Source organism: Falsarthrobacter nasiphocae, assembly GCF_031456275.1.
GTDB classification, from domain to species: domain Bacteria; phylum Actinomycetota; class Actinomycetes; order Actinomycetales; family Micrococcaceae; genus Falsarthrobacter; species Falsarthrobacter nasiphocae.
Genome location: NZ_JAVDUI010000001.1, coordinates 1,213,517 through 1,233,981 on the forward strand (window position 1 = coordinate 1,213,517; position 20,465 = coordinate 1,233,981).

Here is a 20,465-nt window from a genome sequence, read left to right on the forward strand (position 1 = left end):
ATGTGATCCTACTGTGTGGAGGCTGCGCGCTGTCAATGCGGCCCCGAATATTCGATATCTCAGCCTTGAAGACTCAGGCGGAACGCGCCGAGGGGCGGCGCCGTTCGCGTGAACGGCGCCGCCCCTCGGGTGAGCAACGGCTCAGGCCGACGGCGCGGCGTGCGAGCCCCGGCCACCGCGAGGCTCGGGGGATGCCGTTCCGGCGGCCCCGTCGTCGTCGGCCTCCGAAGCGGGGGCACCGTGCTTGGAGTGGAAGACCGGGGAGTACAGCCCGCGCCCCTCCATGACGCTCTTGACCGCGGCCCAGACGACCGCCGTGATGGGGACCGCCACAATGGCGCCGGAAATGCCGCCCGTGTGCGCCCCGATGGCCAGGGCAATGAGAATGACGGAGCCGTGAAGGCCCAGCGAGTCTCCCATGACTTTCGGCTGGAGGATGTGGTGCTCAATCTGGTTGACGAGAATGACAATTCCCACGAGGACCAGGGCGGGGATGGGGCCCAGGGTCACGAGGGTGACCAGGGCCGCGAGAACACCCGTCACGAGCGCCCCGAGAATGGGAACGAAAGCGCCGAAGAAAATGAGCGTGCCGAGCGGAATGGCGAGCGGCGCGCCCATGACGAGCATGGCGACCGTGTCCACGATGGCCGCGAAGGCCGCGATGAACACCGTCCCCCGGACGTACGCGCCGAGGACCTTCACGCTCGTGACACCGGCCGTGTGTGCCTCGTCGCGCCGTCGGGCGGGGATGAACCGCTTGATGAAGGTCCACATCCGGTCTCCGTCAAGGAGGAAGAAGAACAAGAGGACGAGCGTGAGCAGCGTGCCCGTTCCGATTTCCCCGGCTGTGGCGACGCCGTGAAGCGCCCGCGAAGCCAGGTCCCCGCCTGAACTGGAGTTGAGGCTCTTCTCGATGGCGTCGAATCGTGCCGCGTCCACCTCGACCCCCAGGCTGCGCAGCCAGTCCTGGAGGCGCGTCACACCCTCCACGGCCCGGGCCGCGAGGACATCGCTCTGCCGGTAGATCGAGATCGAGACGAGGGTGAAGATGCCGATGAGCAGCAGCAGCGTCCCCGTGAAGGTGATGGCGGTGGAGCCGATCCGGCCCGCGCCCCGCCGCCTCAGGGCCACGAGGACGGGCTGGAGGGCGGAGGCGAGGATGATGGCAATGAGGATCGGCAGCGTGGTCAGGGCCTGCGACGTCAGCGCCCAGACCACCACCGCAAGGCCGGCCGCGAAGATGAGGAACTGAAGGACTCGGGTAGCCGGGCGTCCAACGGAATCGGACCAGAGAGCACGGGGAGCGTCCACAACGGGGCCTTTCGGAGGGGATCGGGGCCGTTGCCATCCTAGGCCTCACGTCTGTGGGGCCGGGACGGGGCCGCCTCCGCGTGGTGGCGCGGAGCCGAGGGCGGCCAGCCTACGCGCGCCCGCGCCCCCGCGCCCGGCCGCGCCCCCGCGCGAGGATCTCCGCGACGACGTCGCTCTTCGCGTCCGCATAGTCGTTCATGTCGGCCCAGTCCTGGGCGGCGAGACGGCGCTTGGTGTCCTCGTAGAGGGCCCGGTCTTCGGGGCTCGAGCGCAGCCCGTCGCGGAAGACGAGGTACGCCTCGATGGCCTGGTCCCCCTCCTGGAAGATGTGGACGTGGGCGTCACGCTGGGGCGTGCGGACCATGCGGTGGCCGGGCTCGCGGACGCGCAGCTCGTACCCGGCGCCGAGCAGGTGGCCCAGCCAGTCTTCCTCCGCGGTGATGTCCTCGACGATGAGAAGGACATCGATGATCGGCTTCGCCGCGAGCCCGGGCACGGACGTGGAGCCAATGTGCTCGATTCCGAGGGCTGCCGCCCCCACGGCACCGCGGATGCGCTCCTCGTGGGCCCGAAAGGCAGAGGGCCAGGAGATGTCGGGGTCGGCGAGGATGACCGCGCGGCGCTCCGCCCCGCCGACGAGCTCCAGCTCCGTGACGTCCGGGTGGCGGGGCCGGCGCCGGGGGCTGGGCCCGGGGTGGCTGCGAGACTGGGGCGTGTCATTCATGAGCCCAAACCTAGCGCGCTCTCCCCGGGGCTCCCGCGCCGTGCCCCGTGCCCCGTGCCCCGTGCCCCGTGCCCCGTGCCCGCGCCCTGCGCCCTGCGCCATGCGCCCTGCGCCCCGTGCAGCCGGAGCGCAGGTGACCCCGCACGCTCGTTGTGAGAAAGTGTCCCTATGAGCGCTGCATCCTCTGACGCCCTCCCCCTCCTCGCGGCCCTGGCCAATGAGAACGCCAGGCGCGCCCTGGCGCTCGCCATCCTCGGGCAGCTTGGGCCTGAAGGTGTGCCGGGGCTCCCGCCCCGGAAATCGGCGACGGCGATCGAGCGCGCCCGCCCCTTTCTCCGCCCAGACGGGGACGGCGGGTTCACGTTCGACGAGTCCGTCGTCGTCGCCCTCATGCGCGCAGGCGCAGAGGCCCGCTCCTCTGAGAGCGCGGCCATCCCGGGGTTCGAGGCCCACTGCGGCCAGGACGGCCGGCTCGTGAGCTACCCGGCCAAGCCCGGGCGCCGGGGGCCGCTGCTTGCGGCGCTCGCGGACAGGGCGCTCGGGCCTGGCCGCACCTACACGGAGCCCGAGGTCAACGAGGCGCTGGCCGCCGTGGCCGAGGACGTCGTCACGCTGCGGCGCTACCTCGTGGATGCGGGCCTGCTGGAGCGCTCCGTGGACGGGGGTGAGTACCGCCGCCGCGTCGATCCAGCAGGGTGACCGCCCCTGGGGCGGCAGCCGAGGTCGGGTGGCGCACCCCGGCCTCACGGGCGCGCCAGCCGCCGGGCCAGATCAGCTGTGGGAGGCCCTGATCTCCCGCCGCAGGATCTTGCCCGTGGGCCCCTTGGGGAGGCCGTCGAGAATCCACACCACCGCCGGCTTCTTGTACGCCGCGAGCCGCTCGGCCACAAACGCCCGGATCTCCTCCGGTGTCACCGTGGACCCTGGGGTGAGGCTGACCGCTGCGGCCACGTTCTCGCCGTACGTCTCATCCGGGATGCCGACGACGGCCGCCTCCGCGATGGCCGGGTGCTCGTAGAGGACCTCCTCCACCTCGCGGGGGTACACGTTGTATCCACCGTGGAGGATCATGTCCTTCTTGCGGTCAACGATCGTGACGAACCCGTCCTCGTCCATCGTCCCGATGTCCCCCGTGCGGAACCAGCCGTCCGGGATGGCCGCCGCCGTGGCCTCGGGGTTCTCCCAGTAGCCCTTCATGACGTTGTCCCCTCGCACGGCGACCTCGCCGGACTCGCCGCGGGGCAGCTCGCCGCCCATGTCGTCGAGGATCCGCACCTCGACCCCGGGCACGGCCGCGCCCACGGTGCCGGGGCGGCGCTCGCCGGTCATGAGGTTGAACGTGGCGATGGGCGCCGTCTCGGAGAGGCCGTAGCCCTCGAGAATGAGGCAGTCGAACGCCTCCTCGAAGTGCCGCATGACCTCTAGCGGCATGGCGGAGCCGCCGGAGATCGCGGCGCGCAGGGAGGACACGTCAGGCATGCCGGACCCGCTCCGGGCGGCTGCCGCCGCCGCGAGCAGCCCCTGGTACATCGTGGGGACGCCCTCGAAGAGGGTCACCTTGTCCCGCTCGAGCATCTCGAGGGCCTTCGCGGAGTCGAACCGGGGCAGGAGGGTGAGTTCGGCGCCGCCGAGGATGCACGCGTTCAGCCCGCACGTCAGCCCGAAGACATGGAACAGCGGCAGGCAGCCCATGACGACGTCCTTCTCTGTGATGAGGAGGAGGTCCTTCTGGCCGACCAGGGCGTTCGAGCGCATGTTCCAGTGGGTCAGGCGTGCGCCCTTGGGCCGGCCCGTCGTGCCGGAGGTGTAGAGGATGACGCAGTCGTCGTCGTCGGCCCGCTCCACCGCGTCTGCGAGGGCCGGCTCGCGTGAGGCGAGCGAAGCGCCGAGGGGGTCCACCTCGATCACCTCCGCTTCCCCGGCCCCGGAACGCACCTCGTCCGCCGTGGCCCCCAGTGTGAAGACGGCCCGGCTGCCGGAGTTCTCGAGGTGGTAGTGGATCTCGCGGGCCTTGAGGAGCGGGTTCATGGGCACGGCCACGAGGCCCGCCAGCTGGATCCCGTAGAAGTAGATGCCGTACGCGGGCACGTTGGGGAGGATGAGCCCCACGCGGTCCCCGGGGGTGAGGCCTTTGGCGATGAGGTCGTCGGCCACAGCGCGGGCCCGCTGGGCGAACTCGGCGTAGGTCACCGTGTGCTCGTCCAGGGTGAGCGCACGTGCGTCGGGGAGGCGGGCTGCGGTCTCGAGGAGGTGGGTGGCGAGGTTGGTCATCGGAACTCCTGTCGTGGGGCGCCGTACGGCGCGTGGGGCCAGTCTATGTGGTCCATCTCACCCTTGGGGCTCGTCGTCCGGAGAATATTTCGGCTGGTGAAACGGTTTCAGAGGGGAGCGCCCCGCCCCACTCCACCCAGAAGAAGGACATGTGAACACGCCCGAGCAGACCCTCCACCCGGATGCGCGCATGGGCGCCGTCACCCTCAACGTCGGGGACCTGCCGGCCATGGCGTCCTACTACGAGCGCGCCTTCCTCCTGGAGCCCCTCGAGGAGCGCGAGTCCGGCGGCGTCCGCAGCCGCGTCCTGGGCCGGGGCGCCACGCCCATGATCCGCCTCGACGAGACGCCCGGACTCCCCGCGTGGAGCCCCCGATCCGCGGGCCTCTTCCACACCGCGTTCCTCTTCGAGTCCCAGGCGGACCTCGCCGCGACTGTTCTGCGGGCCAGCGGCCACCCCCAGACGCGCTTCGCCGGCGCCGCGGACCACCTTGTCAGCGAGGCGTTCTACTTCACCGATCCCGAGGGCAACGGCGTGGAGCTCTACTGGGACCGCCCGCGCGCCCAGTGGACCCGCGAGGGCGGGGAGATCCGCATGGCCACCCTCGCGCTGGATCCTTCCGCCTACCTTCGGCGGCATCTGGCCGACGACGGCGCAGCCGCCCGGCCCACCTCCGCTGGCAGCGTGGGCCACGTCCACCTCCAGGTCGGCGACATCCCCAAGGCCCGGGACTTCTACGTCAACGCCCTCGGGTTCGACATCGCCAACTCCCAGATCCCCACAGCCCTCTTCGCCTCCGCGGGCGGCTACCACCACCACGTGGCCATGAACACGTGGAACTCGCGCGGGGCCGGGCCGCGGGCGGCGAGCCTCGGGCTCGGCTCGGTGAGCATCGAGGTGCCCGGCCGCGAGGACCTGGACGCCCTGGCGGCCCGGCTGCGCTCGCGGTCCGTGGGCTTCGAGGACGACGGCGCGAGCGTCGCCGTGGCGGACCCGTGGGGAACGCGGGTCCGGGTCTCGGTGCCGGGCGCGGATGCGGGGACGCTGCTCGCTCGCGCGTAGCCGGGTCGGCGGGGGCCATGCTGCGGACTCGGGTACTGTCGGACGCCGAGTGGGGGGCGAGCCGTTCGTGCCGTCCGGCGGTGCGAGTGTGGCTGCGCTTGGCAGTTTTCCCTAGGTAGCCATGAAATTCCGTTGCGCTCGATCCAGGGGGTCAGCAATGATCTTGAGGCATGAGGATCGAGACACCCACACCAGAGCTGCTGCACGAAGCCGCCACCATGGCGACCGCGTCCGGGACTGGGATGACATCCGTCCAGATCGAGACAGAGATCGCTGCCGGGCGTCTGCAGCCTCAGTGGTCACAGGTCGCCATCGACGATACTGGCCAAGTCATCGGCCGAGCTTTGTGGTGGGGGCGTGACCACCAGACTCCCATAGCACTGGACGTGTGGGATGTCATGGCCGGCCACGCCGAGGCGGCAAAGGTCCTCCGTGCACTCCTGGAGCGCGGCCACGCCATTCTGGCAGCTCGCGGCGTCCCTGTTCCGTTGCCGCACACCATGCGTGTCCCCGTCGCGTGGCGAGACGCCGCCGCCGTGGCCGAGGAGGTGCACACGAAGATCGTGGAAGCCGCAGGCGTCGGCCTCGGTCACCACAACGAGCGGCGGCAGTTCGAGTGGGTTCAAGGAACACCCGTAACCTCGCCCAGCCCGCGGCTGCGGTTCGAGCCAGCTGATGACGATACGTTCATCAGTCTCTTCGCCCGCGCCGCGCACGGCTCCCTCGACGTCATGACCCGACGCGAACTGGCCACCACCGATGCGCTGAGCTTGGCGCGAGAAGAGGTGGGCTATTACCGCTCCTGCCCCGGCGATCGGGACTGGTGGCGCCTCGCGCGTGACAAGCGCGGCGCCATCGTGGGGATTGCCATCCCTTCGGCAACGCCGACGAATCGCAATGTCGGCTATGTGGCGGTCTTGCCAGAACACCGTGGGCACGGATACGTCGATGATCTCCTCGGATTCATCACCGCTTTCCATGCCGCGTCCGGAGCGGAGAGGATCACTGCAACTACAGATGCCGTGAACACACCCATGGCAGCGGCGTTCGAGCGGGCCGGCTACCAATGCGTCGAGACACGAATCGACCTCGAACGCTAACCCATCTCCGCACGCGCTCTCGCTGCCGGGCGCGTATCGCCATGACAGGACAGCCGCAAGTGGAAGGCAGGCCCTAGCTGAGGGGCCGCACGAACGGGAACGTGAGCACGTCCCGGATGTTGGTGCCGGTGAGCAGCATGATGAGCCGGTCCACGCCGATCCCGAGCCCACCCGCCGGGGGCATGCCCGTCTCGAGGGAGTAGAGGAAGTCCTCGTCCACCGCCATGGCCTCGGGATCGCCGTGAGCGGCCTTGAGGGACTGCTCCGTGAGGCGGCGGCGCTGCTCGACGGGGTCCGTCAGCTCGGAGTAGGCGGTGCCGATCTCCATGCCGTTCGCCACGAGGTCCCAGCGCTCGGCGAAGCCCGCCTTGGTGCGATGGGGGCCCGCGAGGGGGCTCGTCTCCACGGGGAAGTCCACGTAGAAGGTGGGCCGGATCGTGGCGGGCTCCACGATCTCCCCGTAGAGCTCCTCGATGAGCGCTCCGGGACCCATGTCAGGGCGGTAGTCCACCTCGTGGCGGCGGCAGAGGTCCAGGAGCACCTCGATCTCCGTGTCCAGGCCCACGGGCACGCCGACCGCCTCAGAGACGGCGTCCACGACGCTCACCACGGCCCACGGCTCGGAGACGTCCGTGAGGGCCGTGGTCCCGTCCTCTTGGCGCAGCGGCAGAGCCACGGCCCCGTGCGCGTCGAAGGCCGCGCGCTTGATGAGCTTCTCGGTGAGCAGGCGCATCGTCGTGTAGTCGCCGAAGGGCTGGTAGGCCTCCAGGGCCGTGAACTCGGGGTTGTGGGTGGCGTCCGCGCCCTCATTGCGGAAGTTGCGGCCGATCTCGAAGACCGGTCCCAGGCCGCCGACGAGGAGGCGCTTGAGCTGGAGCTCCGGGGCGATCCGCAGCGTGAGGTCCATGCTGTAGGCGTTGATGAAGGTCCGGAACGGGCGGGCCGAGGCGCCGCCGTGGACGGTGTTGAGCATGGGGGTCTCAACCTCGATGAACCCCTCGCCGATGAGCACCTCGCGCAGCGCATGGACGGCCCGGGAGCGCAGCCGCAACCTGGCGACCTGGTCCGGGTTGGTGAGAAGCTCCGTGGACCGCCGGCGCAGGCGCGCCTCCGGGTCCGTCATGCCCTGGAACGGGATGGGGTGGAAGGCCTTGGCGGCCATGCTCCACGAGGAGAGAATAAGGGACGGTGTGCCGTTGCGGGAGGCGCCGGGCACGCCCCGGACGAGGATGAGGTCCCCGGTGCCGAGCCCCACCCTCAGGGCGGTGAAGTCCTGGCTGGACCCGCGCTCAGCAACCACCTGCAGACGAGCCCCGGAGTCCACGAGGTCCACGAAGATGACCCCGCCGTGGCGGCGGACGGACGCCGCGCGCCCGTAGACGCTGAGCGGGGCGCCGGAGGTCCAGTCGGCCTGGGTGAGGTCGTGGAGGGCGATCGTCTCTTGGGCGCCGAGCGGGAAGGGCGGCATGCCCTCCCGCATGAGGCGCGTGGCCTGGGCGAGGCGCAGGCGAGTGTGGCTCGAGGGCACATGCGTCACCTCGTCGACGCGGGGGCGGCGCAGCATGAGGGACTGACCCCGAAGGCGGTCGAGCGCCTCCTGGCACAGCGGCGCGCGGCGGGCCGGGCGAGCCCACGGCAGCTCCGGGAGGAAGCCCTCGGCGACGCCCGCGGCCACGGCGGCCCGGGGGAGCGAGAAGATTCCGTCGAAGAGGAAGTAGCGCGGGGACCACTCGGGGTGGAACTTCGCGTTGGCCCGGTAGAGGCTCTCCACCTGGGTGAACCGGTTGAGGACGCCGAGCAGGCCCGTGTTGACGCGGGTGGCCAGGCCCGCGCCGAGGCGTTCCCCGTCCGCGAAGATCGCGCGGAACACGGCGAAGTTGAGAGAGACTTTTGAGACGCCCTGGGCGCGGCCGAAGGCCATGAGCTCGGCGACCATGAGCTCGGTCGTGCCGTTCGGCGCCCCTGGGCGGCGGAGCATGAGGTCGAGCGAGAGGCCGCGCGTTCCCCACGGCACAAAGCTGAGGAGGCCGTGAAGCTCGCCGTCTGCGGTGTGCGCGAGGACGACGACCGTGTCCTGGTCCGCCGGGTCGTTGAACCGGCCGAGCGCCATGGAGAAGCCCCGCTCCCGCTCAGTGCGCCAGTCCTCCACCGTGGCGGCGAGGGTCTCGCGCTGGTCCGCAGGGAGGTCCCCCATGCGGTGGATGCCGACGTCGAGGCCCGCCCGGCGGGCTCGCCCGACGGCCTGACGGACGCTGGTCATGGCCTCTGTGTTGAGGGTGAAGGAGTCGGGCTTGAGAATGGCCTCGTCTCCGAGGGCGAAGACGCTCAGGCCCGTCTCGAGGTACGCGCGGGCAGCTTCCTCCGAGGCACCGATGACCGCCGGAACCCACCCATAGGCGCGGCAGGTGCTCATCCACTCGCGGGCCAGGGCCGGCCAGGAGGCGCGATCGCCCACGGGGTCCGCCGCGACGAGGCACACAGGGCCGATGATGCGGTACGCGAGGCTCGCCTTCCCGTCCGAAGACGTGAAGATCCGCTTGTCCCGGCGGGTGGCGAAGTACGAGAGGGAGTCCGGGCGGTCCATGTGGAGCATCTGCTCCCGCAGGCGCTCCTCGGCGCTCGGGTCTTCGGCCTCCGAGCGGCTGCTCGGCCGCAGCAGCACGTACAGGCCGGCGCAGATGCTCCCGGCCAGGAGCATCGAGGTCAGCTGTGAGATCGCGTAGACCGTGCGCACGGCCTCGCGGGGCAGGCGGGCGACCTCCAGGCCGAGCGCCCGTTTGAGGGCGGCGGCGAAGAGCTCGGAGTCGTTGAGCCCCGGAACCTGGGTCAGCGTGAGGAGGAAGGCTGAGAGGCCGAGCGCGACGACGAAGCCCGTCAGCGTGATCGCGACGGCGCGCATCCACAGCCGCGAGCGGATCTTCGCGGGGAAGGCCGCCCGGCAGCGGTAGAGCACGAAGGGCATGACGATGCCGAGCACCACGCCGCTGATGGACTGAACCACTGTGAAGAGGGCGAGCGGACCCGGGGCCCCCTCCTGACCCCTGCCGTGCTGGAGGAGGGACACGAGTGCTGCGAGCGACAACAGGCCGCCGGAGATCTGGAGGACGATGACCGCGATGAGCGCAATCCGCTTGCGGCGGGCGAGCGCACCCCAGATGATCCACAGAACGATGACGGAGAGGGGCGTCGAGGCCAACGGCACGTTGAGGGAGCCGAACAGGTCCTCGAGGAACGAGCTGCCGCCCGGCCGCCGTCCCCCACGAGAGAGCAGGACGAAGACCGAGATGAACGCCGCCACCGCGTACACAGCGATGACGACACGGGCCACCGCCTCGTGGGAGCGAGCGGGCGGGGTGCATCCCTGAGCACGGTCGAGCTGTTTGGTCACAAGGTCATGTTATTAGCCGTCGCTGGGAGGAGCTCCAGGGGCGACCTTTGGGGCGAGCACGGCACGCCCGTGCTCGTCCAGCACCCACACGCCAGACGCGCCGCGGCGGTGCGAGCCCACAAGGTGTGTGTCCACCACGCCGACTGCCTCCATGAGGGCGAACATCGTCGTCGGGCCCACGAACCGGAACCCCTCCTTCTTGAGCGCGGCGGAAAGCGCGCGTGACTCCGGGCTCTGGGACGGGACCTCCTCGAAGCTCGCGGGCGCAAGCCCCTCCGCGGGCTGGAACGACCACACGAACCGCTCCAGGCCGCCCTTCTCCCGCAGGCGGATGACGGCTGCGGCGTTGGAGATGGTCGCCTCGATCTTCTGGCGGTTGCGGATGATGTCCGCGCACCCCATGAGGCGCTCGACGTCGGCCGCGCCGAACTCCGCCACCGCCTCCGGCACGAAGCCCGCGAACTCCCGCCGGAACGCCGGGCGCTTGCGCAGAACTGTGGCCCAGGACAGGCCCGCCTGGAAGCCCTCGAGGGCGAGACGCTCGAACATCGCGGCCTCCCCGTGCACGGGCATGCCCCACTCGGTGTCGTAGTACTCCCTCATGAGCGGGTCCGTCGCGGCCCACGCCGGGCGCGCGAGGCCGTCCCCGCCGATCACGATGTCCTCAATCACGGTGTCCTCCGTCATGGTCTCTCCTCTCCCGGCGCCACGCGGCCGATGGACTGCCACTGTAGGCGCGGGGGAGCAGCGTGCGCGCCGTGCCCCGGCAGAACGTGGATAAGTCCCCGCGGCCCCGTCGTCGCCCGCTGGGGCAGGGGAGGGGCACCCGGCTAGGCCTGGCGCGAAAGGTGCGCGTCCAGCTTCTGGAAGGAGGAGGCCCAGCCGGCCGAGGCGGGCTCGAAGACCGCGAGGGGAAGGGGCGCCTGGCGGATGACGATGCTCGTGCCGCCCTCGACCCGTGTCAGCACGGTCTCCATGACGACGTCCTGGGGGAAGCCCAGGGCCGCGTACGCGGAGTCGGTGGCGCGGATGTACTCCGGCGCGCGGAGCTCGTCGATGACAGCCGTCACGGGGGAGGACTGCTCCGCGTCCTCGTCGTTGACCATCGTCAGGCGATACGCCCCGCCCTCGCGCGGCTCAATCGCCACGGACTCGGCGGGCACGCTCCAGCCGGCCGGACCGAACCAGGCGGCGAGCCCCTCGGTCGTCATGAAGGCCTCGTAGACCTTCTCGATGGGGGCCTCGACGGTGTGTCCGGTCTCGAACTCTCCGAAGCCTTCGGGGTGGCTCATGCGGTGTCTCCCTCGTGCGCGTGTGGGGCCGTTCTCTGAGGCGGCGCGGTGGCCCATTCCCGCCGTCCCAGCCTAATCCCCTGGGCTCGGCCGCCCTGGAGGCCCACCGCCTAGACTTGACTGCATGCCTGAACCTCACGCTTCACGCGGCAGATTCCTCCCCACGGGGGAGTGGGCTCCCGTCCCGCCGGCCGCGCTCACGCCCGTAGCCGACATGGACCGCGTGGACGGCCCGCCGTGGACGCTGCCATTCGGCGGCCGCGACTGGGTCGTGGTTGCCGCCTATGTCTTCACGATGATCCTGCCCGTGCCGCTCATCGTGGTTGTGGCCGCGCTCAGCGCCGCCGGCCACCCGCTGGACTTCAAGGACCCCGTGACCCAAGCGGCGGCACAGACGTCCATCTACGTCATCGTGACGCTCATCCTCCTCGTCGCCGTGCGCAAGGATGTGGCCCGCGCGGCCCGGACCTTCACGGACCACCCGGGCCTGAAGTGGGGCCTCGTCCCCGTCTTCTTCTTCGGCAACCTCATCGTCCTGACGGTCGCCTCCGCGATCGTCACGGCCCTGACCGGCGGCGTGGCGGAGTCCGCGAACCAGACCGGCCTGACCGAGATGGCCAAGGCGCAGCCGTTCGCCCTCATGGCCATCTCCACCGTCCTCTGCGCGCCGCTCGTCGAGGAGTACATCTTCCGGAACCTGCTCATCGGCAAGCTCTCCCGGCGCGTCAACCAGTGGGTCTGCCTTGGGATCTCCTCCGTGGCATTCACGCTCCTGCACGCGCTCGCGGGCTGGCCGGAGAACCCGCTGACGCTCGTGCCGTACCTCGTCATGGGTCTCACGTTCGGCACGATCTACATCCTCTCCGGCAAGAGCTTCGTGTACTCCACCATCATTCACGCGCTGCACAACCTCATGGCGCTGTCCTTGATCTACGTCCTGCCCTCGAATCTGCCGACGTGATCCGCGCCCGGGGGCCGCGCCCTGACCGCGCGGGCGTCAGCCGCGAGCTTCTCGTTCTCGCCGTTCCGGCCCTGGGCGCCCTCGTCGCCGAGCCGCTCTTCGTCCTCGCCGACACCGCCATGATCGGCCACCTCGGGGCCGCCCAGCTCGGCGGCACGGGCGTCGCCTCCACGATCATCCAGACCGCCCTCGGCCTGCTCGTCTTCCTCGCCTACGGCACCACGCCGCGGGTCTCCCGGCTCGTGGGCGCGGGCCGCATGCGGGAGGCCCTGGGCGTCGGCAGGGACGGTGTGGCCCTGGCCCTTGGCCTCGGCCTGGCCCTCACGGCCGCGGGGGCGTTCGCGGGCCCAGCCCTCGCGGAGGCCCTCGGCGCCCGGGGCGCGATGGCGCCCTACGCGGCCGAGTACATCCACGGCTCCCTCCCTGGCCTGACGGGCATGCTCGCCATGTTCGCGCTGACGGGGGTCTTCCGCGGCCTCGGAGACGCGAAGACCCCGCTGCGCGTGGCGGTGGCGGGCGCGGTGGCCAACGTGGGCGTCAACGCCCTCTTCATCTACGGCCTGGGGCTCGGCGTGTTGGGCTCCGGCCTCGGCACCTCGCTCGTCCAGTGGGGCATGGCGGTGACGCTGGGTCTCGTGCTGGGGCGGCGCATGGTCCGCGAGGGGGTCTCCTTCATCCCCACTCTCCCGGGCGTCCGGGCCAACGCGGGCGCGGGCGTGTGGCTCGTGCTGCGGAGCGTGACGATGCGCGCGGCGATTCTCGCGGCCCTCGTCGTCGTCACCGGATGGGGGCCGGAGGCGGCCGCCGGCCACCAGATCATCCAGGGGCTCTTCATGCTTCTCTCGCTGGCGCTGGACGCGATTGCCATCGCCGCGCAGACGCTCATCGCCCGTGAGCTCGGCGCCTCGAACGCCGAGCGCGTCCTCGTGTTCCTGAAGATCATGCTGCGGTGGGGAGTGGGCGTGGGCCTCGCAGCGGGGGCCGTGTTGGCCGCGTGCTCGCCGTTCGTGGCCGGGTGGTTCGGCCAGGCGCAGATCGCCCCGGCGGTCACGGCGGCGGTCCTCGTTCTGGCGGCCTCGCAGCCGCTCGCGGCGGTGGTGTTCGTCCTGGACGGCGTGCTCATCGGGGCCTCGGATCTCAAGTACCTCGCGCTCGTGTCCATCGCCACGCTCGCGGTGTACGCGGCGTGCCTCGCCGGGGTGGGGCTCGCGTTTCCGCCGGGGGCGCGTCAGATGCCGACGGCGGAACTTGCGTGGCTCTGGGCCGCCTGGTCCGTGGGCTTCATGGCGGCGAGGGCCGCGACCCTGTGGGTGAGGGCCCGCACGGGGGCGTGGGTGCGCCTCGGCGCGGACTGACCCGCCCGGGCTGGGTCGCCGCGTAGGCCGCTGTGTGGGCCGACGGCCATTCGACGCGGCGTGACACCGCAGACCGACGCACTCGGCCGGGCCCAAGGCTGACCGCGTAGAATCGGGGTTTGACCCCCGCCCACCGTGAATTCGTGACAGAGGAGCCCCTCCGCGTGCAGACCCCTTGGTACAAGCGAGACGCCGTCAAGATCCCGTTGCTCTTTGCCACCTGCGCGGGCGCCGTGGCGGGCTGGGTCTCCATGCTCGCCATGACCGGGGGCTCGGACCACCCGCTGCGCGTGGACGTGGGGGCCATCGGCTTCGGCATCGCGTTCATCGCCTCGCTCGTGGTGGCCGCCATGCTTCAGATGGTGGAGAAGCCGAATGACCCCGAGCTGGGCCAGGGCTCCGGCATCAACCGCCGGTCCGCGGACATCCCCGGCGGGGCCATGAACGTGCCGGATCCGCGCAAGCCTCAGGCCTCCCGGCCTGCTGCGGACGACGACGCAGCCGCCGCACAGCACCCCGCCGGCTCCGAGGACGCCGCAGCGGAGGCCGCCGCCGCCGCGGGCCATCCCTCGGCCGCTGAGCCCGAGGACCTCGAGCGCGGCGGCTCGAGCCGCGCCTAGCGCCCCTCCCACCGGCGGAGCCGGAGGGAGTTGGCCACGACGAGCACGCTCGAGGCCGCCATGGCCATGCCCGCGAACATGGGGCTGAGCAGCCCCAGCGCGGCAATTGGAATGCCGATGACGTTGTAGGCGAACGCCCACCCCAGGTTCGTGCGGATGGTCCGCAGGGTCCGGCGCGCCAGCGCGAGCGCGGTGACCACGGTGCCGAGCCGGTCGGCGAGGATGGTCATGTCGGCGGCGCCTTGGGCAGCATCCGTGCCGGTGGTGAGGCTGATGCCGAGGTCCGCGGTCGCGAGTGCAGCCGCGTCGTTGAGCCCGTCGCCCACCATGACCACGCTGCCGTGCTCCGCGCGGATCCGCTCAATCTCCCGCACCTTGTCCTCCGGCAGGAGCCCGGCGCGCACACGGCCTTCCTCAATGCCGACGGCGTTGGCCACGCTGCGGGCGGCCCCCGCGTGGTCACCCGTGAGCATGTAGACCGCCAGGCCGTCCCGGGTCAGCTGGGCCACGGTCTCGGCGGCATCCTCGCGAGGGGCGTCGGAGACCGCGAAGAGGGCTGCGAGGCGTCCATCCACGGCCACCGCGGCGAGGGTCTCCCCGCCCGTCAGCCCCGCGTCCGCGAAGGCGCCCTCGGGGACGTCGATCCCCGCCGAGCGGAGCGCCCGGGGCGAGCCTGCGAGGACCTCGCGCCCCTCGACGCATCCGCGCACGCCGCCGTCCGCGAGGAGCGCCATGTCCTCGACGGCCAGCGCCGCTGCGTCCTGCTGGGGCGCAGGGCCGGGGGTCCAGGCGGCGATGGCCTGGGCGATGGGGTGGGTCGACTCCCGCTCGAGGGCCGCCGCGAGTCGCAGCGCCTCAGGGTCCCCCCACGTGCTCGACACCGACATCCGCCCGGTGGTCAGGGTGCCGGTCTTGTCGAAGACGACAGCCTTGAGTCCCGAGGCCCGCTCGAGCGCCTGCGGGCCAGAGATGAAGATCCCGAGCTCGGCGCCGCGCCCGCTTCCGGCCACGAGCCCCACCGGGGTGGCGAGCCCCAGGGCGCACGGGCACGCGATGACGAGGACGGCCACGGCGGGGCCGAGGGCCTCGGCCGGCGAGCCAGTGACGACCCACCAGGCGGCGAACGTCAGGACAGCCAGGACTACGACTACGGGTACGAACACGCCAGAGACGCGGTCCGCGAGGCGCGCGATCCTCGCCTTCTTGGTCTGCGCGTCCGCGACGAGGCGGCTCATGCGCGCAAGGCGGGTCTCCGCGCCGACCGCCTGGGCCCGCAGGCGCGCTGAGCCGTCGAGGACGACGGCGCCCGCATGGGCCTCGTCCCCCGGGCGAGCGGAGCGCGGGACGGACTCGCCCGTCATGGAGGACGTGTCGAGGCTGAGCGTGCCCGATTCCACGGTGCCGTCCGCGGGGACGAGGTCGCCGGGGCGGACCTGGACCAGGTCCCCAGTGCGCAGGCTGGCCGAGGCCACCGGGGCGGGCTCGGGCAGAGGCATCCCCTCCCGCTCGAGGAGCAGCGCCGTCCGGGGCGAGGCGTCCCGCAGGGCGGCCAGGGCCGCGGAGGCAGAGCGCGTGGCCCGCGCCTCAAGGATGCGCCCCAGGAGGAGGAACGTCACGATGACTGCCGCGCTCTCGAAGTACAGGGCTGGCCCGCCGTGTCCGGCCCCGTGGCCGGAGCTCGCGGACGCATCGCCGTGGAGGACGAGCCCCACGAGGGAGGAGATCCAGGCGGCCGCTACGCCGAGGGACACGAGCGTGTCCATCGTGGCGCCGCCGTGCCGGGCGTTGACGGCCGCGGCCTTGTGGAACGGCCAGGCGGCCCAGGTGGCCACGGGAGTGGACAGAGCTGCGACGACCCATGCGCTGCCCGGGAAGGCCAGTGCGGGAACCATGCTGAGGAGGACCACCGGGAGCGTGAGAACGGCGGCCACGACGAGGCGGGGGACGAGGCGGCGCGAGCCGGCGTCGTCGTGCTCAGGGGCGGACTCCGCAGAGGCGAGGGAGGCCGAGTAGCCGGCCCGCTCGACGGCCGCGATGAGCTCCTGGGTGTCAACGGACTCGGGGGCCGTGACGGTGGCGGAGTGGAGGGGGAGGTTGACGGAGGCCTCCACCCCCTCCACGGCGCTGAGGCGCTTCTCGACGCGGCGGACGCACGAGGCGCACGTCATGCCGCCGATATTGAGCTCGAGAACGCGCGAGTCAGTCACGTCCTCAGGCCTCGCCCACGACGCTGTACCCGGCCTCCGCGACGGCCTCGGAGATCTCGGCGGGGCTGACGGGGGCGCTCGAGGTGACAGTCACGCGGCTGGGGCCGTCCTCGGCCAGCTCAACGGCGACGTCGGTGACCGCCTCGATGGAGGTGAGCTCCTCGGTGACGGCCGTGGCGCAGTGCCCGCACGTCATTCCCTCGACGAGCACGGTGGTGGTGTTCGACATGATGTCTCCTTCGGTCGGTGGATTTGCCTCTTGGTTAGGCAATCGTGCAATTTTTGACCCCCGGCACGGCCTGCGCCGAGGGGCTTTCAGCGGACGAGGCGGGAAATGGTCGTGATGACCTCTTCCACCTTGGCGTCCAATTCCTGACCTTCAGCGTGGGCCACGCAATGGCCGACGTGCTTTTCGAGGAGTTTGATGCTGACCCCGCGCAGTGCCGAGTCTGCGGCGTTGACCTGCGTCAGCACGTCAATGCAGTATTCGTCCTCCTCGATCATTCGGCGGATGCCGCGGACCTGCCCCTCGATGCGTTTGAGGCGGGCGAGCAGCGCCTTCTTGTCCCCGCTGTAGCCAGGGGCGTCGGGCGCGGGTGCCTCTGCGGACTCCACGGGGCCCGGGGCCGCTGTGGGGTGGGTGTCATGCGGGGGGATCATGGCAGTGATCCTATACCCCCCTGGGGTATGGGTCAAGGGGGCTGGTGCCGCCGGGCACACGAAAGAGGCCCGCCCCGCGGCGTGCGGGACGGGCCTCTTCAGGCTGCGGCGGTCACTGGGCTGCCGTCAGGCAGCAGCCGCCGAAGGGGCTGCGTGAATCAGCCCTTGCGGCGCTGGAACGCGCCCCAGGCGAAGGACACGATGAGCGAGCCGATGACGGCCCAGAAAAGCGTGGCCATGTTGAAGCCGGAGTTCGTGTTGATGTTGAAGATGGCGCTGCCGATGAAACCGCCGACAAAAGCGCCGATCACGCCGAGGATCATCGTGGCGAGGAAACCGCCACCCTGCTTGCCGGGCATGATGAGCTTGGCGAGAGCGCCAGCGACGAGGCCGACAATGAGCCAGACGAGGAAGTTCATGATTGTGCTCCTTAGCAAGATTCACGCACGTAGCTATGTCTCAGCGCGTGGGGGACAGTCCATTGTATGCAGGTAGGCAAAGCAAAGTCACGTGAGAAGTTTCTACGCGCGCGTAGGTTTGGGGGCCGCCCTTAGGATTGAAGGCACGCGGCCTGCCGCGCGACGCTGGACAACCAAGGGAGACGACGACCGCATGGACACCACTGCCCGAACCATCGTTGCGGTGAGCGGAGGCCTCAGCCGAGACTCCTCCACGCGTCGCCTCATCGACCTGCTCGTCGACTCGGTCGTGCGTCAGGCCGCCGAGCGCGGCCTCACGGTGGAGCCCCGCATCGTCGACCTGCGGGACTACGCGCGGGAGCTCGGAGAGGGCCAGCTGACGGGCCTGACGGGCGGGCCCCTCAAGGACGCGGTGGACGACCTCGTCACGGCCGACGCCCTCGTCGTCGGCTCCCCGACCTTCAAGGCCAGCTACTCCGGCCTCTTCAAGAGCTTCTGGGACCTGACCGTGGACGGTGCCATCGCGGGCCTGCCGACCCTCCTCGCCGCCACGGGCGGCTCGGGGCGCCACAGCCTCATGATCGAGCATCACCTGCGCCCTCTCTTCAGCTACCTCAAGGCCCTCGTCCTGCCCACCGCGGTCTTTGCGGCACCGGAGGACTGGGCCGACGACGCCCTGCAGCAGCGCGTGGATCGCGCCGCCCGGGAGCTTGTAGGCCAGCTGAGCGTGGGCGTGGGCTTCGGCAGGGGCCAGCAGGCTGTGGCCGCCGTCGGCCTGACCGAGAACGCCGTCCAGGCGGCGCTCGACGCCGACCCGTTCGTGGACCCCGCCGCGCAGGTCGGGGCCTCCCCGAAGGGGGCTGAGGGGTGAGGCGCGCGCCGGGCCTGACGGCCTGGGCTTAGCGCACGGGCAGCCGCACCTCGAAGCGGGTGCGCCCGGGCCTCGACTCGACGCCCACAGACCCGCCGTGGCTGCGCGCCACCGCGTCCACGATGGACAGGCCGAGCCCCGTGGTCCCGTCAGAGCCGGAGCGGGCCTGGTCCGCGCGCGTGAAGCGCTCGAAGATGTGCGGCACGAAGTCGCTCGCGATCCCCTCGCCGTTGTCCGTGACGCTGAGCACCACCCACTCGCCGTCGGGGGTGATCCGTGCGCCCGTCGTGATCTCCGTGCCGGGTGCCGTGTGCTTGCGGGCGTTCGAGAGGAGGTTCGTCAGCGCCTGCTGGACCTGGCGCTCGTCCGCCCGCACCACCGCGGGCTCCTCGCCGAGGTCCAGCCGCCAGGCGTGGTCCGGCGCCGCCACGCGGAAGTCGTTGACGGACTCGAGGACCATGCGCGTCACGTCGACCTCCGTCACGGAGACGGGACTGCCCTCGTCGAGCCGGGCCAGGAGGAGGAGGTCCTCCACGAGGGTCCCCATCCGGCGCGCCTGGGCCTGAACGCGGCCCAGCGAGCGGAACCCGTCCTCGGAGAGCTGTTCCGTGGCGGCGAGGAGCTCGGAGTATCCGCGGATGGCCGCGAGAGGGTTGCGCAGCTCGTGGCTCGCATCCGCCACGAACTGGCGGACCTTCATCTCCGAGGCCTGGCGGGCCTCGAGCGCTCCCTCCACCGAGTCGAGCATGCGGTTGAGCGCGACGCCGACCGCGCCGACCTCGGTCCCCGCCCGGGCGTCGCCGTCCTCGACCCGTGCGGCCAGCCGGACCTCACCGGCGTCCAGGGGGAGACGGGAGACGTCGTCGGCCACATCCGCGAGCCGCTCGAGCGGACGAAGCCGCTGGCGCACGACCACCGCGCCCAGGACCCCGCCCGTGAGCACGGCCGCGCCGCCCACGCCGAGGATGATGATCGTCAGGTTCTTCAGGGAGCGCTCCGTCGCGGCCAGCGGCAGGCCCGTCACGAGGCTCTGGCCGTCAGAGACGGCCACCGCCTGGACGCGGTACTTCCCGGCCGAGAGGGTCACCGTGGTCGGCCTCGCGCTCGCAGCGATGGTCTTGAGCGCGCTCGCGTCCTCCGCGCTCAGGGCCTCCCGGTTGCCCGTCTTCGCGTCGATGATCTGCCCGCGGACCACGGTTCCCGAGGTCACGAGGGCCTGGAGGGTGCCCGGCCCTTGCCCCGGGGCGTTGAGGGGGTCCGGGGCGCTCGCGTCAGCGGCCGACGGCGGGGGCGAGTCCCGGTAGTGCGCCGCCCGGGACGACGAAGCCCTGAGCTGCTCGTCGGCCTGCCGCAGGAGCGAGCGCTCCATGAGGGCGTGCGTGAAGAATCCAAGGGCCGCCACCACGGCGGTCAGGAGCATGACGACCGTGATGGTGAGCGTGACGCGGAGGGAGAGCGCGCGCCTCACGTGGCCGGCTTGAGGACGTACCCTGCGCCGCGGACGGTGTGGATCATGGGCTCGCGGCCCGCGTCGATCTTCTTGCGGAGGTAGCTCACGTAGAGCTCGACGATGTTGACCTGTCCGCCGAAGTCGTAGTTCCACACCGTGTCGAGGATCTTCGCCTTGGAGATGACGCGGCGCGGGTTCTCCATGAGGTACCGCAGCAGGTCGAACTCCGTGGCGGTCAGCTGAATCTCCTCCCCGGCCCGGCTGACCTCGCGGGAGTCGAGGTCCATCCGGAGGTCTCCGACGACGAGCTGGGAGTCGTCCGCCGCGATGACACCGGAGCGCTGGACGAGCCGGTGCGCGCGCAGGACGACCTCCTCAAGCGAGAACGGTTTGGTCACGTAGTCGTCCCCGCCGGCCGCGAGCCCCTCGATGCGGTCCTCCACGCTGTCCTTCGCTGTGAGGAAGAGGGCGGGGACGCCGGGGGCGAACGTGCGGATCTTCGCGAGGGCCTCCACCCCGGAGAGGCCTGGCATCATGCGGTCCAGGATGCAGAGGTCGGGGCGGAAGTCGCGGGCGGCCGCGACGGCCTCGTCGCCGTTCGAGGCCGTCCTGACGGACCAGCCCTGCATGCCGAGGCCCATGTTGAGGAGCTCGGTCAGGTTCGGTTCGTCGTCGGCCACGAGGACGCGGACGGGGGTGCCGTCCGGGTGTTCGAGGCGGGGGAGCTGGGCGGGGGAGAAACGTGAGGACATAGCTTCGATCTTCCGTGGGGG

At 71.2% G+C, this 20,465-nt stretch carries 19 protein-coding genes; 7 read left to right on the forward strand and 12 right to left on the reverse strand.

Annotated elements, in window-relative coordinates:
- Nucleotides 1–141: 141 nt before the first annotated feature.
- The gene (locus J2S35_RS05465) at nucleotides 142–1,311 is read right to left on the reverse strand and encodes an AI-2E family transporter (protein WP_309850704.1); all 1,170 of its coding nucleotides are present in this window, start codon (nucleotides 1,309–1,311) and stop codon (nucleotides 142–144) included.
- A gap of 109 nt (nucleotides 1,312–1,420) precedes the next feature.
- Nucleotides 1,421–2,035 carry a GrpB family protein gene (locus tag J2S35_RS05470; RefSeq protein ID WP_309850705.1) on the reverse strand — a complete coding sequence of 205 codons (615 nt, stop codon included), beginning with the start codon at nucleotides 2,033–2,035 and terminating at the stop codon, nucleotides 1,421–1,423.
- A gap of 168 nt (nucleotides 2,036–2,203) precedes the next feature.
- On the opposite strand from J2S35_RS05470, the gene J2S35_RS05475 reads away from it, so the two are divergent.
- Nucleotides 2,204–2,734, forward strand: coding sequence for a DUF2087 domain-containing protein (locus J2S35_RS05475; protein ID WP_309850706.1), 531 nt, complete (start codon nucleotides 2,204–2,206; stop codon nucleotides 2,732–2,734).
- Between the two features lie 72 nt (nucleotides 2,735–2,806).
- Here J2S35_RS05475 and J2S35_RS05480 read toward each other — a convergent pair whose 3' ends face one another.
- Nucleotides 2,807–4,306, reverse strand: coding sequence for a long-chain-fatty-acid--CoA ligase (locus J2S35_RS05480; protein ID WP_309850709.1), 1,500 nt, complete (start codon nucleotides 4,304–4,306; stop codon nucleotides 2,807–2,809).
- Nucleotides 4,307–4,457: 151 nt separating this feature from the next.
- Here J2S35_RS05480 and J2S35_RS05485 point away from each other — a divergent pair, with 151 nt between their 5' ends.
- Both J2S35_RS05485 and J2S35_RS05490 read left to right on the forward strand, forming a co-directional pair.
- Nucleotides 4,458–5,369 carry a VOC family protein gene (locus tag J2S35_RS05485; protein ID WP_380083736.1) on the forward strand — a complete coding sequence of 304 codons (912 nt, stop codon included), beginning with the start codon at nucleotides 4,458–4,460 and terminating at the stop codon, nucleotides 5,367–5,369.
- A 170-nt stretch (nucleotides 5,370–5,539) separates the two neighbouring features.
- Nucleotides 5,540–6,469 carry a GNAT family N-acetyltransferase gene (locus J2S35_RS05490; RefSeq protein WP_309850712.1) on the forward strand — a complete coding sequence of 310 codons (930 nt, stop codon included), beginning with the start codon at nucleotides 5,540–5,542 and terminating at the stop codon, nucleotides 6,467–6,469.
- A gap of 73 nt (nucleotides 6,470–6,542) precedes the next feature.
- Here J2S35_RS05490 and lysX read toward each other — a convergent pair whose 3' ends face one another.
- The 3 genes from lysX to J2S35_RS05505 form a co-directional block, all read right to left on the reverse strand.
- Nucleotides 6,543–9,857, reverse strand: coding sequence for a bifunctional lysylphosphatidylglycerol synthetase/lysine--tRNA ligase LysX (lysX, locus tag J2S35_RS05495; RefSeq protein WP_309850715.1), 3,315 nt, complete (start codon nucleotides 9,855–9,857; stop codon nucleotides 6,543–6,545).
- 12 nt (nucleotides 9,858–9,869) lie between these two features.
- A complete protein-coding gene (locus J2S35_RS05500; RefSeq protein WP_309850718.1) occupies nucleotides 9,870–10,544 on the reverse strand; it encodes a DNA-3-methyladenine glycosylase I in 675 nt (224 codons plus the stop codon).
- Between the two features lie 143 nt (nucleotides 10,545–10,687).
- Nucleotides 10,688–11,149 carry an SRPBCC family protein gene (locus J2S35_RS05505; RefSeq protein WP_309850723.1) on the reverse strand — a complete coding sequence of 154 codons (462 nt, stop codon included), beginning with the start codon at nucleotides 11,147–11,149 and terminating at the stop codon, nucleotides 10,688–10,690.
- 124 nt (nucleotides 11,150–11,273) lie between these two features.
- Here J2S35_RS05505 and J2S35_RS05510 point away from each other — a divergent pair, with 124 nt between their 5' ends.
- From J2S35_RS05510 to J2S35_RS05520, 3 genes are all read left to right on the forward strand, one after another.
- A complete protein-coding gene (locus tag J2S35_RS05510; RefSeq protein ID WP_309850726.1) occupies nucleotides 11,274–12,110 on the forward strand; it encodes a CPBP family intramembrane glutamic endopeptidase in 837 nt (278 codons plus the stop codon).
- Entirely contained in the window at nucleotides 12,107–13,465 is a 1,359-nt protein-coding gene (locus J2S35_RS05515; RefSeq protein ID WP_309850728.1) for an MATE family efflux transporter, read from the forward strand. The genes J2S35_RS05510 and J2S35_RS05515 overlap by 4 nt, the downstream gene beginning before the upstream one ends.
- A gap of 143 nt (nucleotides 13,466–13,608) precedes the next feature.
- Nucleotides 13,609–14,085 carry a hypothetical protein gene (locus tag J2S35_RS05520; protein WP_309850730.1) on the forward strand — a complete coding sequence of 159 codons (477 nt, stop codon included), beginning with the start codon at nucleotides 13,609–13,611 and terminating at the stop codon, nucleotides 14,083–14,085.
- On the opposite strand, the gene J2S35_RS05525 is transcribed toward J2S35_RS05520, so the two are convergent.
- The 4 genes from J2S35_RS05525 to J2S35_RS05540 all read right to left on the reverse strand — a co-directional run bounded on the left by J2S35_RS05525 (nucleotide 14,082) and on the right by J2S35_RS05540 (nucleotide 17,371).
- Complete coding sequence (locus J2S35_RS05525; RefSeq protein ID WP_309850731.1) at nucleotides 14,082–16,292, reverse strand: heavy metal translocating P-type ATPase; 2,211 nt, start codon at nucleotides 16,290–16,292, stop codon at nucleotides 14,082–14,084. The genes J2S35_RS05520 and J2S35_RS05525 overlap by 4 nt on opposite strands.
- A gap of 4 nt (nucleotides 16,293–16,296) precedes the next feature.
- On the reverse strand, nucleotides 16,297–16,521 hold the full coding sequence (locus tag J2S35_RS05530; RefSeq protein WP_309850732.1) for a heavy-metal-associated domain-containing protein: 225 nt from the start codon (nucleotides 16,519–16,521) through the stop codon (nucleotides 16,297–16,299).
- An 86-nt stretch (nucleotides 16,522–16,607) separates the two neighbouring features.
- The gene (locus J2S35_RS05535) at nucleotides 16,608–16,952 is read right to left on the reverse strand and encodes a metal-sensitive transcriptional regulator (protein ID WP_309850734.1); all 345 of its coding nucleotides are present in this window, start codon (nucleotides 16,950–16,952) and stop codon (nucleotides 16,608–16,610) included.
- A 158-nt stretch (nucleotides 16,953–17,110) separates the two neighbouring features.
- Nucleotides 17,111–17,371, reverse strand: coding sequence for a GlsB/YeaQ/YmgE family stress response membrane protein (locus J2S35_RS05540; RefSeq protein WP_309850735.1), 261 nt, complete (start codon nucleotides 17,369–17,371; stop codon nucleotides 17,111–17,113).
- Nucleotides 17,372–17,564: 193 nt separating this feature from the next.
- On the opposite strand from J2S35_RS05540, the gene J2S35_RS05545 reads away from it, so the two are divergent.
- Nucleotides 17,565–18,242: a CE1759 family FMN reductase gene (locus tag J2S35_RS05545; RefSeq protein ID WP_309850737.1), complete on the forward strand. Its 678-nt coding sequence runs from the start codon at nucleotides 17,565–17,567 to the stop codon at nucleotides 18,240–18,242.
- Between the two features lie 28 nt (nucleotides 18,243–18,270).
- Here the strand turns inward: J2S35_RS05545 and J2S35_RS05550 are convergent, their stop codons facing one another.
- The gene (locus J2S35_RS05550; RefSeq protein ID WP_309850741.1) at nucleotides 18,271–19,710 is read right to left on the reverse strand and encodes a sensor histidine kinase; all 1,440 of its coding nucleotides are present in this window, start codon (nucleotides 19,708–19,710) and stop codon (nucleotides 18,271–18,273) included.
- The gene (locus tag J2S35_RS05555) at nucleotides 19,707–20,444 is read right to left on the reverse strand and encodes a response regulator transcription factor (protein ID WP_309850744.1); all 738 of its coding nucleotides are present in this window, start codon (nucleotides 20,442–20,444) and stop codon (nucleotides 19,707–19,709) included. Before J2S35_RS05555 ends, J2S35_RS05550 begins: the two co-directional genes overlap by 4 nt.
- Nucleotides 20,445–20,465: the final 21 nt, after the last annotated feature.

Coding starts and splice junctions, on each gene's coding strand:
- J2S35_RS05530 (WP_309850732.1), bottom strand. CDS start 16,521: ATGTCGAACACCACCACCGTGCTCGTCGAGGGAATGACGTGCGGGCAC.
- J2S35_RS05510 (WP_309850726.1), top strand. CDS start 11,274: ATGCCTGAACCTCACGCTTCACGCGGCAGATTCCTCCCCACGGGGGAG.
- J2S35_RS05490 (WP_309850712.1), top strand. CDS start 5,540: ATGAGGATCGAGACACCCACACCAGAGCTGCTGCACGAAGCCGCCACC.
- J2S35_RS05470 (WP_309850705.1), bottom strand. CDS start 2,035: ATGAATGACACGCCCCAGTCTCGCAGCCACCCCGGGCCCAGCCCCCGG.
- J2S35_RS05500 (WP_309850718.1), bottom strand. CDS start 10,544: ATGACGGAGGACACCGTGATTGAGGACATCGTGATCGGCGGGGACGGC.
- J2S35_RS05545 (WP_309850737.1), top strand. CDS start 17,565: ATGGACACCACTGCCCGAACCATCGTTGCGGTGAGCGGAGGCCTCAGC.
- J2S35_RS05535 (WP_309850734.1), bottom strand. CDS start 16,952: ATGATCCCCCCGCATGACACCCACCCCACAGCGGCCCCGGGCCCCGTG.
- J2S35_RS05555 (WP_309850744.1), bottom strand. CDS start 20,444: ATGTCCTCACGTTTCTCCCCCGCCCAGCTCCCCCGCCTCGAACACCCG.
- J2S35_RS05540 (WP_309850735.1), bottom strand. CDS start 17,371: ATGAACTTCCTCGTCTGGCTCATTGTCGGCCTCGTCGCTGGCGCTCTC.
- J2S35_RS05505 (WP_309850723.1), bottom strand. CDS start 11,149: ATGAGCCACCCCGAAGGCTTCGGAGAGTTCGAGACCGGACACACCGTC.
- J2S35_RS05480 (WP_309850709.1), bottom strand. CDS start 4,306: ATGACCAACCTCGCCACCCACCTCCTCGAGACCGCAGCCCGCCTCCCC.
- J2S35_RS05475 (WP_309850706.1), top strand. CDS start 2,204: ATGAGCGCTGCATCCTCTGACGCCCTCCCCCTCCTCGCGGCCCTGGCC.